Consider the following 15,135-nt stretch of genomic DNA (forward strand, 5'->3'; position numbering starts at 1 on the left):
AAGCCGCACCCTGAGGATATCGCGCAGCCGGCGCTTGAGACGATTTTTGGCTTTCTGCCGCGCGTTGCGCTTGGAAGCCTGCTTGCCTATATCATCAGCCAAACGCTTGATGTTTATGTATATTCGTGGATCAGAAGGTTATTTCCTTCCGACCGCGCATTATGGCTTCGCAACAGCGGCAGCACGGCCGTCAGCCAGCTACTCGACACGTTCATTTTTACAAGCGTCGCGTTTATCGGCAAATATCCCTTTGACGTATGGGTGCAGATTTTTATCACCACGTATGTCTTAAAATTTGTCGTTGCCCTTTTCGCGGCTCCTTACGCCTATGCTGCCAAAAGGATCACCCCGATGGATGAAGGAGGCGAAAAAGATGCCGGTTGAAGTATATATCGACGGGGCTAGTGCCGGTGATCCCGGACCTTCCGGGCTCGGCATTTTTATCAAAAACGGAAGGGAATCGGAGTCCTTTTCCATCCCTGCCGGGCGCTTAAGCAACCATGAAGCCGAATTTACGGCGCTCATTGAAGGCATGAAGCTCAGTGCCGAAAGAGGCTATTCGATCGTTTCGTTCCGCACGGATTCCCAGATCGTCGAGCGCGCCGCAGATTCAGAATATGTGAAAAACGATGCATTCAAGCCGTATCTTAGCGAGATTATCCGCTTAAAAGCATTCTTTGATCTATTCTTCATTAAGTGGATACCCTCAAAGGAAAACCAAACGGCCGACAGGCTTGCCAAAAATGCAATTTTACTGAATCATCCAGATTAAAAACCGGACTGCTTGCGCATAATAAGCTCCTGAGGTGGTTCATGTGGATAAGCAAAAACCGGCCGGAAAAGGCCGCAGGGCGATATTGAAATGAACCGGCACACCGATCCGAAAACCGAGCTTGAAAATCGGGCGAAAAAAAGCAATACAAAACATTAGAGAGATCGATGGTTAACCGATCTCTCTTTTTTCCATTTTCATCAACAGCGGTTCAATTCCCCTGATCTGATGAACTTTCAGCATCTCCCTCGCCCTTTCGTGCAAGAGCGTAAAATCAGCGTCTTCCAATGAGCAGGAAAGCGGGACATCGCACTTGATTTCCGCGAGCACTCTCGAAAGCTTCAGATCTTCAAGGCTTTCGTTTATTTTCGTCTGCTGGCCTTTTGTCAGCCGATCGATATTTTCAAGCAGCCTGTCAACCGTCGAATATTCCCTTATCAGCTTGTACGCCGTTTTTTCACCGATTCCTTTCACGCCCGGATAATTATCGCTTGAGTCCCCCATCAAAGCTTTGATATCGATCAAGGCCTGCGGCTCGATTCCGGTTTCTTCGATGAATGATTCTTTCGTATACACTTTATAATTGCCGATGCCTTTTTGCATCAAAGCGACTTGGACGGAATCCTCCAGCACCTGAAGCAGATCCTTGTCCCCCGTTACGATTGTAACGTCCGCTTCATGCCGGAACAATGCCGCCAGCGTGCCGATGCAGTCATCCGCTTCATATCCGGCAAGGCCGATATTCAAAACGCCAAGCTCTCGTGCAGCTTCCTTCGCGAGATCGAATTGCGGAATTAATTCGAGCGGCGGCTCCCCTCGGTTTGCTTTATAATCCTTGAATAAATCATTGCGGTACGTTTTGCTGCCCATATCCCAGCAGCAGACGACATGGCTCGGTTCAAAAGCCGTCACGGCTGTCAGCAGATGCTTTAAAAACCCGTGAACCCCGTTTGTCGGAACGCCTTTGTCATTCATCATAAAATTGCGGTGCACCGCCGTCGCAAAAAAAGACCGGAATAATAAAGCCATTCCGTCAACAAGCAGCAACTTCTTTTTCATCCTTTGGAAACTCCCTTTCATACATACAATGCACCTATTGTACCACATGAGCAAAAATGATGAAAACAGCGCCAAAGACGCTGTTTTATTTTCCATGCTTTTTTTTGCTTGAAATCATTTTCGCTGCTTCCATTTGCGCGTAAGATTCAGTAGAAAATTCGGTATTAAAACCGTTTTTCTTTTTTGCGTTATTATTCTGCTGGGCATTTTTGTTGCCGAGCTTTGTTCTTCCCATCGTGTTTCACCTCCAGCGGACATCTATCTTATGTTTTGCATGAAGGCCTGAAACGACTCTCGGAAGGATCAACCATGTCTATTCGCGCGCATTTTTTCGGCTGACGTATTCTTCGACCATTTCCTTTGTGACAAACCGTCTCTGCGGAACGATGCCTTTTTTGGCCAGGTCGTTCATTTTCGCTGTCACCTGATTGATGCGGTCGGTAGAAAACGGCTCGTGCCGCTCGCATTTTGCGACAGCCTCTTCGATCGCCCGTTCTCTTTCATCTTCAAGAAGGACGAACTCCTTCACAATCTGATGCTGTTTTTTGGAATGTGCTGTAATCGCTTCGTGTACGTTTGTCATCGTGTGCATCCCTTCTTTTTTTATTCAGTCTACCATGCCTGACGGAATTAGGCTATTGCCGGATCGCCTGAAGCCATTCAGTCGCTAGAGCGTATGCGGTTTCGATTCTTTCTTCGTCTGCTTTAGTAAATGGCTCGTGGAAATATGTTTCCTTTTGACCGGAAATTTGGCCCATAGCCTCCTTGAACAAACATTCCCCGAGGAGATCTGCCTGTTTTCGGATGCGGCTTAAAAATGTTTGTTTTTCATGCTCAATCCAGCCGTCCATTATGGCAGAAAGCTTTGACGTAAGGGCCTCGATCAGCCTCGCCTTTCCGTTTTGCTGAAAAAATGCTTTCGGCGACTTGAATGCTTTCAGCTCTTCCTTAAATGCGCCTTCATCTGCCTCTGCCTCCCGGGGGTCATAGCAGTCAGATTCCGGCGGCTCCGCTTTGACATGGACCGAAAAGTAGCGATTGCCGTCAAGTTTTTGCTGAAGCGCGCCTCCCCACTCTTCATCCGCATATTTGACCATCATGCCTGTGATCCTGATATCGAGCGCTTTTAATTCCTGCAAGTATTCGAATGCGTACTCTTTCAAAGCCGTTTTCAAGGCTTTTTGCAGGTTGGCCTGCCAATCTCCGTTTTGCAGCCCCGGATGAATGGCCGATTTCAAGAGATCGTACGCATAAAAAGAAAGGCGCTGTCCGATATAATAAAACTGCTCTTCTATATCCTTTTCCGTCATTTGAAGCATAAAAGACCCGTCTCTTGACTCTTCGATCGCCGAACAAGCTGCCTTGTACGCTCCCGCGATTTCCTCTCTCTCCGCCTCCGCCTCTTTTGCAGATCGGTGCAGCGAACGGCGGAGCTGAAAAACCGCTTCGCAAAGCGCTTCGCCTTCAGATGCCAGCTGATCGACGGCAGATTTGGCCAATCCGTTTTCAATAAAGTCGTCGAGGTCTTTTCGTAAGCGGCTGAAATCGTTGAAGCCGGCGGGTGTTCCATCGAGCTCCTGTTTGCTTGAGACATGGTAAAGGTGCGGATTTTGAATCCCTTCCTTTAACAGCTCTCCCTTTACATAGGATTCGACTGTTTCCAATTCTTCAGCGCTTCCCGCCAGATCTGCCGCGTTTAGAATAAAAAACATTTTATCCATGCCAAATGCGTCTTTGATCAGCCCGAGCTTCCGCAAGAATGACCGGTCCGCTTTTGAAAAGGAATGCTGATAATATGTTATATAAAGGAGCGCATCCGCGTCTTTCATATACTGAAAAGCGAGTTCTGTATGCCGTTTATTCATGCTGCTCGCACCAGGCGTGTCAACAATCGTAATTCCCTTGTTCGTGACAGGCGTATGCAAATAAACGGTGACTTCTCGGACAGCGCAAGCCGTTTCTTCATCGGCGACATACGGTTTTAGCTCATCGGCGGATATCATGAATTCACCTTGATCGATGATATAGTGCTGAAAACGCCTGTACGCCTTCTGAAAATGTTCAACGATGATGCGCTCATCCTGCTGAAGATTTCCTTTTTTCAAGAGATGTTCCAGCTTTTCCGAAAAAGTTCGGCCTTTTGCACCAGACATCTTCCCGTCTAAAAGCTGGTCTAGTTCAGCGGCCATCTCCGTTTCTGTTTTAAAGGCCACCTCCGCCGACCCGTCTTGTTTTGCGCCCGTCGGTTCGGTGATCTTGTTGATCGTCGCCGTCGTCGGCGTAGGGGAGGACGGAAGCACCTTCCTTCCGCAGAGCGCGTTTGCAAACGAAGACTTTCCGGCGCTGAACGCGCCAAACAGGGCCAATGTGAACCGTCTGGATTGGAGCCGTTTCGTTTTGGCGGCGAAAGCCTTCCTTTGCTTTTCCAAACTCGGAATATCCTCTAAATGACGGACAAGCCGCAAAAAGTAATCGATATAATCAGAAACGCTTCTTTCGGCTGTACTTGAAGTCCCTTGGGCCGCTTCTTGCCGAGGCGCCGGCTTGTTATCAGACCGCTTCATTTCGATCGGTTTTTGCAATTCTTTCTTTTCCTGTACATGCCAGTTTGCTTCCGGTTCTTCGCCCTTACCTCCGGTTTCCCAAAGATCCAAGAGGCGATTCGCTTTTTCACAGGCATTCCGCTGGGCGCTAAGCCGTTGATGCAATTCCGAAAGCTTCATTTTTTCCTCTTCATATTCGCGTTTCATCACCGTCAGCCGGCTCTCTTCCTTCTCAGCCAGGAGAGCCGTCAATTCTTCCGTGAGAGCCCGGGCGGCCGCCTTCGCTTTTCTCCTGATGCTTTCGGCGAGTTCTTTTGTATAGTTCAGCACATATTCCGGGGAAAGCGCCGCCCCTTTTTTCAGCGCTTTGACCAAAAGGGTCTCATCGACCTCTGCAGCGAATTCGAGAACGCGGGAGAGAAAGTCGTCGCTGTTAAGGTCCAATCGATTTGAGAATGTTTTGAACGCTTCAATCATATGCCAGTCAATCTCTGCCTGAACCCTTTTTCTGACGTCCGCCAGAAAAGCTTCTTTTCTCCTTTCCTTTTCCTCAAGCGTTTTTGCTTTCGTGAAGAGAAAACCTTTTTTAAAGCTTTTTTCATTTGATTCGAGGTACAGTTTGGCAAGTTCCCTCATGTCAAACGGTGTGAGATTTGCATTTTGAATGATCGTTTCGATTTCCTTTTTGACCTCTTCTTCAGCCCGCTTCCGGAGCGCTGCGGCTTCAGAAAGCCCTCTCTCAAGATCACGAACTTTTGCTTCCAGGGCAGCCGTTTCATCCGGGAGGGACGATTCTGCATCGCTGATCAGCATCTCTGTGTGCTCGTTGATCAGGCTGATGACTTTTTGTTCCGTATATGTCCGCAATTGCTGTTCCGTTCGGTGCTGAAGCCCAGACAGCTTATCGCGAAGCCGTTTGAATTCATTGAGCGGATGTTCGGCCTCTGTAACGGACGTAAAAAAGAGGTGATCTTCCCTGATCCCTTCTTTCAGAAGCATGTCAAGAACCTGGTTTTTATACGTCAGAAAAGGCGTTTCCGATTCATCGTGCCTGTCGATTTGATTGACGATGAAATATAAATTCGCTATTTTTCCCCGAATGGAGCGGAGAAAGTTCACGTTTTCTTCAGAATGGACATGGTTGTAATGCACGACATAAAACAGTGCGTCAGCCTGATGCAGAATGGATGATGCCGAAAGGAAGTGGGCATCGTCCGTAGAATCGATTCCAGGTGTATCGATTAAAACGGCATGAGGCGCAATCCCCGGAAAGTCCCCTTCAATTTCTACCATTGCAATTTGGCTGCCGTCCTTGCAATACGCCTGCACTTTTTGTTTATCATAAGCGCCCTTGAACGATGCGTATCTTCCATCTGTCGTATGAAGCGCCGTATTCGCCTCTCCCCTCCTGACAAGGACAAGGTTGGCGCTTGTCGGAATCGGGCTTGTCGGTAAAACATCTTCTTGAAGCAGCGCGTTGAGCAAAGACGATTTCCCTGCTGAATAATGGCCGCATAAAGCGATATACACTTCCTTGCGGGCCCATTTTTGAATGACGGAAGCAAGCTGTGCTGCCCGTTTCTCATCCCCGTTTTTCTTCAGCTCTTTGAAAACAGCGCCTGCCTTTCTCATCAGGTCGTCTTTCGTATTAAGTTGTGCCATTATTCCTACCCCTTTTTGCATGTTGTTTAACTGTAGCCCCTTTTCCCATTTTACACGACAATTCTGTATTTTTCTCCACAACGTAAAGAAAAACGAAAAAAGCCGCCAAAAACGGCAGCTTTCCATATCTGTATATCGATTTATGCAGAACGCTTCGAGATTCCTTTTAAAACAAATCCGATCATGAGACTGTATGTACACACAGCTCCGAGCAAAAAAAACATCGTCATCCGTCTTCCACCATCCTATAATGAGAATGTTTTTCACATCCATTATAAATGAAATGATAATCATTTTCAATGGCATAATTCCTTCAGCGCTCGCTCCTCTTCACGAATGCGGATCAGAAGCAATACCGCGTTGCATATAGTGAAAACGACCGCGGTCACATATGCCTGAAAAAGCAGGGGAAGAAGGATCAATTCAAGCGCGACAGCCAAGTAGTTTGGATGTTTGATCCATTTGTAGGGCCCTTTCCGGATGAGGTTCGTCTCCGGAATCACCAAAATTTTTGTATTCCAGTATGTCCCGAGCGAAAAGAGCGACCAGTAGCGCAGCCCTTGGGTGAGCACCAGCGCTGAGATCATCAGGATTAAAGCCGGGAACGGCTGAATGTTCCGATGAAAAACGGCCACTTCCGAAATGAGCGAAACGAAAAACAAAGCGTGCATCGCCACGATAAACGGATAGTGGCGCTTGCCGAATTCGACCGCTCCGCGTTTTTTGGCGTTTTTTTCATTCCGCTTCGCGACGGCTAATTCAATCAGCCGCTGAAGGATAAAAATGAACAAGATCATCCAAAACATTTCATTCACTCTCTTTTTCCGTCCATTTCATGAAAAGAAGCTCTGACGAAAAACCCGGGCCCAGCGCTCCTAAAAGCCCGTGCTTCCCGCGTTCGGGGGTGACGTTTTCAAAACAATCTTTGATCACGTACATAATGGTTGCCGAAGACATATTGCCGTGCCTTGCCAATATCCGCCTTGAACATGCAAGGTGCTCTTCGGAAAATCCGAGGCTGTCGATGTATGCATCAAGAACTTTCTTGCCGCCCGGATGAGCAAGAAACACTTGAATGTCGTCCAGTCCGGCGTTTTGCCCGTCGAGAAACGCTTCAACATCTTTTTTTAGGTGCGTCCGGATCAGTGACGGAATATCCCGTGAAAACACGACTTGAAAGCCGCTGTTGGTGATTTCCCAGCCCATGACATCTTCCGAATCTTTTAAAGTGGACGACTGAGAGCCCAGCAACTCGGGAAGGACGGAAAATTGCGAGCAGCTTGTGTCCGCTTCCTTGCCGCACATTAAAACGGCCGCAATCCCGTCTCCGAATAAAGACGTTCCGATCAAATTGCTTTTCGATTTATCGTCCTTTTGAAAGGTTAAACTGCACAGCTCTGCACTTACTACCAGAACATGCGCCTTTGGAAAAGCTCTGCAGTATTCAAACGCCCGCGCGATTCCCGAAGCCCCTCCCGCACAGCCGAGGCCCCAGAGCGGAATGCGCTTTGTCCGTCTTGAGAAAGGGAGCATGTTCATCAGCCTCGCCTCAATGCTAGGTGTCGAGATGCCGGTGGAAGACACAAAAAAAATCGCTTCAATTGTTTCAAAAGGAACCCCGCTTTTCAAAAAACGCCGATCAGAAAGGCAATTCGTCACGGCTTCTGCACTGTGTTTGAGCGCCATCTCAACGTAAGCCCGATTTTTTTCTTCAAAGCTTTTCGCGCCTTTATACCATTCCAAAGGCATGACAAACTGCCTTGATTCGATCTCCACGTTTTTGAATGAAGCTAACAGGCGGTCAATGTCTTTAAAGGAATCTTTAAACATCTCGCGCGCAAACCCGGCAGCTTGTTCTTGATTGACATGACAGCGGGGTATGCTCGTTCCCGCCGATAACAGATAAACCATGTTATCACCTCTTCCACCATGAAGCGTATACTCACGTGGCGCCCTGAAAAAAGAAAGCCATCAGCACTTCGTCATCAAACGCTCCATCCGCATGTATCTGTTCTTTTTGGATGCCTTCGACGACAAATCCGTTTTTCTTATATAGGGAAAAGGCCGCTTCATTTGAAGCAAATACGGTCAGGCACAGTTTATGAAGCTGATGCAGTCTGCACCATTTCAATGTGTAAGACATGATTTCTTTGCCGATGCCGAGTCCCTGCGCTTTCGGATGCAGCCATGTTCTAAAAAGTCCGGTATGCCGTTTCATCTGAAGCTCGCCGCGGATCACCCTTGCGATTCTGTACACCTTGCCGTCGATTTCGACGGCTGCGTACATATTATCCTTTTCATACATATCCTTGATAAAGGTGCGCTCCTCAAGAAGCGTGCGCGGCCTTTCTTTTTGTATGTAGACGCCGCTGTCAATCACAACGCGCACCGCTTCGATAATATCGGGGGCATCCGTCATCCTGACGGGGCGAATCACGGCCTGTCCGCCGTCTTTTGTGCGGATGTTTTTAACAAGCTCATGCTCTCTTTTCATCAGAAAAGCCTCCTCTTCTCAATTGTAGTATGTGTCATGATTAAGAAGAAAACACATCTGACCAAAAGAAAAACCCCACGGGATCGTGAGGTTTAGACGGCTGATTTTTCGCCGGGTACGGCTTCCGTGCGGTCTATCGGCTTTGCAAACGGATTGATATGGAAGATCGCATTCAAGATAATCGCGGTCAAGCTTCCCGCGACAATCCCGTTTTCGGTCAGCAGCTTGATGCTGTCCGGAAGATGCTGAAACATCTGCGGGACGACAGTCACACCGAGGCCGATCCCGACCGAGCATGCAACGATTAACAGGTTTTCCTGTTTTCCGAAGTCATCCCTGCTCAGCATTTTAATGCCGTAAGCGATAACCATGCCAAACATCGCCACCATTGCTCCGCCCAATACCGGTTTGGGAATGATCGTTGTCAACGCGGCAGCTTTAGGAAAGAGCCCCAACAGGACGAGAAAAGCCCCCGCGGTTAGGATGACGCTGTTTTTCTTTATGCCTGTCAATTGAACAAGACCGACGTTCTGCGAATAAGCCGTGTACGGAAAAGCGTTGAAGATTCCGCCCAATAACACGGCAAGCCCTTCCGCCCTGTATCCTTTGGATAAATCCTTCTCCGTCAGCTTTTTGTCTGTTAAATCGCCCAATGCGAAGTAAACGCCTGTCGACTCTACAAGACTGACGATCAAGACGAGGGTCATCGTGATGACCGGAGTGACTTCAAATACAGGAGTTCCAAAATAGAAAGGATGGATCATCTGCACCCAGCCTGCATGCGACACTTCTGTAAAATCGACTTTTCCCATCAGACCGGCGGCGGCCGTTCCGGCAATAAGGCCGATCAAAATCGAAACTGACTTCACAAATCCTTTTGTAAAGCGGTTCAAAAGGACGATCACGAGAAGAACCGCAAACGCCAATGCGAGGTTTGACAGCGCCCCGAAATCCTTGCTCCCTTCACCGCCCGCCATGTTATTCATCGCGGTGGGAATCAGCGTAATCCCGATAACCGTCACAACGGAACCGGTTACGACCGGAGGGAAAAACCGGACGAGCTTTCCGAAGAAAAATGAAAGCAGTATGACGATCAGGCCGCCTGCGATAATGCTTCCGTAAATCGCCGGTATTCCGTATTTCGATGCGATCGCGATCATCGGGGAAACGGCTGTGAAGGTACATCCCAATACGACGGGCAACCCGATTCCGAAAAAGCGGTTTTTCCAAACTTGCAGCAATGTCGCGATCCCGCACATCAGAATATCGGCTGAGACGAGGTAGGTCAGCTGCTCAGGCGTCAGACCGAGCGCGTCTCCGACGATCAGGGGAACCATCACGGCTCCCGCATACATGGCCAGAACGTGCTGAATGCTTAATGAAACGGTTTTTCCGGCTGTCAGCTTCATGAACGAACCTCCTGTAAAAACGTGACCTTTCCGCCTTCAAGAGAGGCGATTCTCGCCAGGGATTCAACCCTGATGCCGAGACCGTCAAGCTCTTTTCTGCCGTTTTGAAACGATTTTTCGATGACGATTCCGATTCCTGCGGCCTTTGCACCGGCCTGTTCAATGATCGAGATAAGACCTTTGGCGGCTTGTCCATTCGCCAAAAAATCATCGATGACAAGTACATTGTCATCCTTTGAAAGGTGGCCGGCAGAGATGGCGATCGTACTTTCCGTTTTCTTTGTGAATGAATAGACAGATGCCGTTAGCAAATTGTCCTTAAGCGTAAGAGATTGGCGCTTTCTCGCAAAAACGACCGGAACGCCGAGTTTCAAGCCCGCCATGACGGCAGGCGCGATTCCGGAAGACTCGATCGTTACGATCTTTGTAATCCCTTCGCTGCCAAAAAGAGAGGCGAACTCTTCCCCGACAGCAAGCATCAACTCCGGATCGATTTGATGATTTAAAAAAGCATCGACCTTCAACACTTCATCGGATAAAACGGTACCTTCTTCTTCAATTTTTCGTTTAAGCAGTTCCATGCATACCCCTCCGTTATTCAATAAAAAAAGCATTGCCCGATAGAGCGGGCAATGCTGAAAAAGACGACAGCCATCTGCCTTGCGACAGACGTTCGTTTTGTTAGCGCCCACCCATAGTCGGACATTTACGGTGCCCGGTAGAAACTTGCGTGCCATATCCACGCGATTATATGAGTGATATAATGTATCAAATTATAGCAACTTTCTGTCTGAATGGAAAGACTAAAAACAAAAATTACGAACTCAAAGCACATATTTTTGATAGATCGTTCGTTTTTAACTGAAAATTCAGACTGGAGAAACCCTTCCCATAAAATCGGGAAGGGTTTTTTTATAAATACAGTTTCGTATACTTTTCTTCCAAATAGCGGATTAAATAGCCGACATTCAGTTCTTCGCCTGTCGCGGCTTTCATGATCTCAAGCGGTTTTTTTCGTTTGCCGTGGACATGAACCCGTTCCGTCAGCCATTTTCTGATCGGCTGGAAATCTCCGCTTTCAATGAGCCGGTCAAATTCCGGAAGGTCTTCAAGCATTTTCGATTTCAGCTGGGCTGCATACATATATCCGAGCGCATACGAAGGAAAATAGCCGAAATCGCCGCCTGACCAATGAACGTCCTGCAAAATTCCTTTTGCATCGTCCGGAGGCGTGATCCCGAGATATGCTTCGTATTTTTCATTCCACATCTTCGGAAGGTCTTCCACCGATACATCACCGCTGAAAATCGCTTTTTCGATTTCGTAGCGGATCATAATATGCAGCGGATATGTCAATTCATCCGCATCGATCCGGATGAAAGACGGCTTCGATTCATTTACGGCTCTGTAGAACGCGTCAGCCGTAATGCCTTGGAATTGTTCCGGGTTTGCTTCTTTCAACTTGGGAAAATACCGTTTCCAGAAGCTTTGGTGCCTGCCGATGAAGTTTTCGTAAAACAGCGACTGGGATTCATGAATCCCCATGGAAGCGCCTTCTGATAAATTCGTTCCGCTTAACGCTTCATCGATATTTTGTTCGTAAATGGCATGCCCGCATTCATGAATCGTTCCAAACAGCGCGGAACGGAAATCGGATTCATTAAATGCGGTGGTTACCCGCGCATCTCCCGGACTGATGGTGATCTGAAACGGATGCACGGTCTCATCAAGACGCCCTGCCTCAAAGTCGTAGCCAAGCTCTTCTAAAAAGAAATGGCACAGTTCGCGCTGCTTTTCTTTCGGAAAATGATCTTGTACAAAGCGCGTATCCGGTTTTTTCCGGCTGCCTGCAATCTTTTGGACGAGCGGAACGATCGATTCCCGCAATTCGGAAAAAAGCGCATCAAGCGTTTCCACTGTCATGCCCGGCTCGTAGAAATCCAAAAGTGCATGATAAGGGTGGCCCTCATATCCCCAGTATGTAATAAACCGCTTTTTGAACTCGATGATTTTCTCCAAATACGGGGCGAACAGAGAAAAATCGGAAGCCTTTTTTGCTTCTTCCCAAACCGATTCCGCCTTGGATGTCAGCGTCGTATATTCTTTGAATTCATCTTCTGGAATTTTACTGTTTAATTCATAATCTTTTTTTGCTTCTTCGACCGCCTTTTGCGTATCAGGCGGCAATGTTTCTTTTTGTGCGGACAAAGCATCCAGCAGCTCTTTCATCCGCTTTGACGTTCTCATTTGAAAAACATCAGCCGATAATTGTCCGATCGCTTCGGAACGGTATTCCTCCCCTTTTTTCGGAGCGCCCGTTCTCATATCCCAATACATGACATTAACCGCTTGCTCATAATGGCTGATCTTCTTTAACATGTCTAAAAATTCTTTTTCATATGCAGTTACGCTCAAAACGATCCCCCTCTTCTGTAAATGATGCGAATTGTAATCAGACTAATGGAAATATTTACGAAAGTCAACTTTTATGCCCTTCTGCAAATAAAAAAAGAAAAGCGAAACAACCGCTTTTCTTTTAAACATAGGCCGGCTTCACGGGAAGCACTGCCTCAACCTCTTCTAACACATTCCATTCTTTAGAAGAGGCAGCATAAATGTGGATCGTCCCCTTGTCTTCGTTTGAGCGGATCAGGCGCCCTACGCCCTGACGGAGCCTGAGCAGCATATATGGCAGCTCGACCTCGCGGAAGGAGTCTTTCACACCGCTCCGCTTCGCTTCAAAGACCGGATCGTGCGGGGGATAAGGAAGCGACCAAATGATGACGTTCTGAAGCGAAGCGCCAGGAATATCAAGCCCTTCCCACAGATGGACGGAGCAAAGAACAGATTCTTCAATGCTTTGGAATTTTTCCACGATCGTACTGATTTCTTCGTCTCCTTCGAAATATACGGGAAACGGCAAGTCTACGCCTCTGACCTGCTGCTTAAACGCCTCAAGCTCTTCAAAGGACGGGAACAGAACGAGGGATCTTCCGCCTTCCTGTTTCATGCTGCTGATCGCCGCTTTTCCCTTCTCCTTCGCTTCTGACATCCGGTGGATACACACTTTCATTTGTTCGTCATAATCGTAAGGCGAATCGACTGTGAGCGATAAATAATCGCGGATGCCGAGGCTTTTCGCCAAATAATCAAAAGAGCCGTTTTCCGATAATGTCGCTGATGAGAAGATGAACGGAATCTGTTTGGAAAATACCTTTTCTCCAAGGACTTCAGATACCGTCCGCGGCATCACCACAAATGTCGATTCAAGCTCTTTTTGCTCAAGCCAGCTGATCGCATTTTTCGTGTAGAGCGAAAGGGAATATGCCATTTGTTCGAGATATTCTTCGACGACTGTTAAAGCGTACTGGTCGATTGTGTACAGCTCGCCTTCAAAAACGAGCGCCTCGCCGATTTTTTCGAGCAGATCATAAAGTTCCCCGGCCGCTTTTTTCACTTCGTTATGTTCCTTGATGTGCAAACGCTCTGACCCTTCGGCTTTTTCCGCATTTTCGGAAAGCAATTGGAAGAATTCATCGTTGACGCGCAGCGCCTCTTCGACGAGTTCTGCAAACTCTTCTCTGATATCATTGCCGATCAGGCGTTCCAGAAACATCTCCAAAGTCGATTGTTTTACCCTGTATGTCAGCGCTTTTTGCGCGGCGAATTCGAGCAGATGCCCCTCATCAAATACAACGGCGCTGTGCTCCGGCAAGAGCGGCAGCTGTCCTTCCCGTTTCCTGGCTTCTTCCGTCCAGACATGCTCCATGTAGAAATCGTGGGAACAAATGATGAAGTCCGTCGATTTCCGGTAATGGTCCCTTGACAGCGTCAGTCCGCAGCGATGCCTCATATCACAGGTAAGGCAGTCCTGGAACGAATCGTACGCGATCTCGGCCCATTCGTCATTGGACAGTGACGGATATTCCTTTCTGTCACCGTATGGATAAAATGTCTGCATGCCTTGTGATTCATGGACGAATCCGGGCAGCGCCTCATAAAGATCGAGCCATTTTTCATCATCAGAGCGCTGCATCGTTTTCTCAAGCTTTTTCAGGCAGACGTATTGGTCATGGGACTTGCTGAGCCTCGCGTCAACAGTCAAGCCGAGGTGCTCGGATATTTTATGGATGTCCCCTTCTTTTTTCACCAGCTGTTCAATAAGCGTCTCATCCGCACAGGCGATGACCGCCGGTTTCCCCGTATACCTGGCATAGCTGAGCGCAAACAGAAGGTAGACAAGCGTTTTCCCTGTTCCTACGCCTGCTTCGGCAAACATGACCTTCTTTTCTTTAAATGCCCGTTCTAATTGAAAGGCCATGAAAATTTGCTCATCCCGCAAATCAAAGCCCTTTTCAGGAAGAATATCGTAAAACACATCACCGATCCAATTGTTAAGCTCTTCATAGAAATTTTTTGTTTTTGTTAAAGAAAAAGGCAGACGAGATGCTGTCACCCTGCTCCAACCCCCAACTATCGAGTTTTTCAGAACTTCTATGCTATCACTATGGGAGTGGAAATTCAACAAGAAAGATTTGTGAAAAACGAAAAGGAGAACGAGAAGGCTATTTGTCACTTCCGGCGGATCGAATACGTCAAAAACGGATGGTCCGTCGATTCCATATGGCTGATCGCATTTTTAAGATCTTCCTTTGCATATGTAATCTGTTCTACGCCATCGTTGTCCAGTTCGCTGGATGACGTCTCAAGCGCTTTTTGTATCATGTCGAAATGCTCGCTGCTTAACATGAAATCACCTCTTTCAAAACGGAATAATCCCGAGTATATGCAGATTGATCATGTTTTATACAGACTCTTTATTTTCCTTCGGTTTCTTCCTCTGCGGCTCGTCTCGTCATTTGACAATGTGCGTTTGATCCAACGTATATACCCAATCTATTCCATTATTTCATCATATGTTGTATAGAATTTAAAATTTATAGACTGAGGTGGAAAGTTAATGTATTATTACACAACTGGAAAAAAGCATGATTGGGATTACACCAAGTATGATCATGATTATGATCCTTACCGGAAGCATTATGTTCCTTATGTGAAGGTATACCATGACGAGCCTCACAAAAAGCACCATGACCATTGTAAGAAGGAATACTACTACTACTACAAGCCGTGCAAGAAACATGACGACCGCAAAAAGGAGTATTACGATTACGAGACTTATGAGAAGCATCATGA

At 47.4% G+C, this 15,135-nt stretch carries 15 protein-coding genes, 2 pseudogenes and 1 riboswitch; of the genes and pseudogenes, 4 read left to right on the plus strand and 13 right to left on the minus strand.

The window, feature by feature from the left end; all coding sequences use genetic code 11:
• From V7126_RS06140 to sspL, 3 genes and pseudogenes are all read left to right on the plus strand, one after another.
• Positions 1-384 (plus strand): queuosine precursor transporter (locus V7126_RS06140; RefSeq protein WP_335497257.1); only part of this gene is annotated, 384 nt, incomplete at its 5' end.
• Complete coding sequence (locus tag V7126_RS06145) at positions 374-772, plus strand: reverse transcriptase-like protein (protein WP_175075041.1); 399 nt, start codon at positions 374-376, stop codon at positions 770-772. The genes V7126_RS06140 and V7126_RS06145, both read left to right, overlap by 11 nt.
• 57 nt (positions 773-829) lie before the next feature.
• Positions 830-931, plus strand: a pseudogene (gene sspL, locus V7126_RS06150) (small, acid-soluble spore protein L); the annotation flags it as partial.
• Positions 932-943: 12 nt separating this feature from the next.
• Here the strand turns inward: sspL and V7126_RS06155 are convergent.
• From V7126_RS06155 to V7126_RS06215, 13 genes are all read right to left on the minus strand, one after another.
• Positions 944-1,831: a 5'-3' exonuclease gene (locus V7126_RS06155; RefSeq protein WP_046129630.1), complete on the minus strand. Its 888-nt coding sequence runs from the start codon at positions 1,829-1,831 to the stop codon at positions 944-946.
• A gap of 85 nt (positions 1,832-1,916) precedes the next feature.
• The gene (locus V7126_RS06160; RefSeq protein ID WP_175075040.1) at positions 1,917-2,066 is read right to left on the minus strand and encodes a hypothetical protein; all 150 of its coding nucleotides are present in this window, start codon (positions 2,064-2,066) and stop codon (positions 1,917-1,919) included.
• A 78-nt stretch (positions 2,067-2,144) separates the two neighbouring features.
• Complete coding sequence (locus tag V7126_RS06165) at positions 2,145-2,414, minus strand: YpbS family protein (protein ID WP_046129631.1); 270 nt, start codon at positions 2,412-2,414, stop codon at positions 2,145-2,147.
• Between the two features lie 52 nt (positions 2,415-2,466).
• Positions 2,467-6,036 (minus strand): dynamin family protein, encoded by a 3,570-nt coding sequence (locus tag V7126_RS06170; protein ID WP_175075039.1) that lies wholly within the window; start codon positions 6,034-6,036, stop codon positions 2,467-2,469.
• A 140-nt stretch (positions 6,037-6,176) separates the two neighbouring features.
• Complete coding sequence (fbpC, locus tag V7126_RS06175; RefSeq protein ID WP_046130776.1) at positions 6,177-6,266, minus strand: Fur-regulated basic protein FbpC; 90 nt, start codon at positions 6,264-6,266, stop codon at positions 6,177-6,179.
• A gap of 66 nt (positions 6,267-6,332) precedes the next feature.
• Positions 6,333-6,842: an isoprenylcysteine carboxyl methyltransferase family protein gene (locus V7126_RS06180; protein ID WP_175075038.1), complete on the minus strand. Its 510-nt coding sequence runs from the start codon at positions 6,840-6,842 to the stop codon at positions 6,333-6,335.
• Between the two features lies 1 nt (position 6,843).
• Entirely contained in the window at positions 6,844-7,947 is a 1,104-nt protein-coding gene (locus V7126_RS06185; RefSeq protein ID WP_175075037.1) for a type III polyketide synthase, read from the minus strand.
• Between the two features lie 31 nt (positions 7,948-7,978).
• On the minus strand, positions 7,979-8,530 hold the full coding sequence (locus V7126_RS06190) for a GNAT family N-acetyltransferase (protein WP_175075036.1): 552 nt from the start codon (positions 8,528-8,530) through the stop codon (positions 7,979-7,981).
• Between the two features lie 92 nt (positions 8,531-8,622).
• Positions 8,623-9,939, minus strand: coding sequence for a xanthine permease PbuX (gene pbuX, locus V7126_RS06195; RefSeq protein WP_175075035.1), 1,317 nt, complete (start codon positions 9,937-9,939; stop codon positions 8,623-8,625).
• A complete protein-coding gene (xpt, locus tag V7126_RS06200) occupies positions 9,936-10,520 on the minus strand; it encodes a xanthine phosphoribosyltransferase (protein ID WP_046130781.1) in 585 nt (194 codons plus the stop codon). Before xpt ends, pbuX begins: the two co-directional genes overlap by 4 nt.
• A 94-nt stretch (positions 10,521-10,614) precedes the next feature.
• A riboswitch (purine riboswitch) is annotated at positions 10,615-10,714 on the minus strand.
• A 137-nt stretch (positions 10,715-10,851) separates the two neighbouring features.
• Entirely contained in the window at positions 10,852-12,318 is a 1,467-nt protein-coding gene (locus V7126_RS06205) for a carboxypeptidase M32 (protein WP_373687982.1), read from the minus strand.
• 157 nt (positions 12,319-12,475) lie between these two features.
• Positions 12,476-14,395, minus strand: a complete 1,920-nt coding sequence (locus tag V7126_RS06210) for an ATP-dependent DNA helicase (protein WP_175075033.1) — start codon at positions 14,393-14,395, stop codon at positions 12,476-12,478.
• A gap of 116 nt (positions 14,396-14,511) precedes the next feature.
• A complete protein-coding gene (locus tag V7126_RS06215) occupies positions 14,512-14,688 on the minus strand; it encodes a hypothetical protein (protein ID WP_175075032.1) in 177 nt (58 codons plus the stop codon).
• Between the two features lie 211 nt (positions 14,689-14,899).
• On the opposite strand from V7126_RS06215, the pseudogene V7126_RS06220 reads away from it, so the two are divergent.
• Positions 14,900-15,135, plus strand: a pseudogene (locus tag V7126_RS06220) (hypothetical protein); the annotation flags it as partial.

The sequence above is a fragment of the Bacillus sp. JJ675 genome (genome assembly GCF_036963165.1).
GTDB classification, from domain to species: domain Bacteria; phylum Bacillota; class Bacilli; order Bacillales; family Bacillaceae; genus Bacillus; species Bacillus glycinifermentans.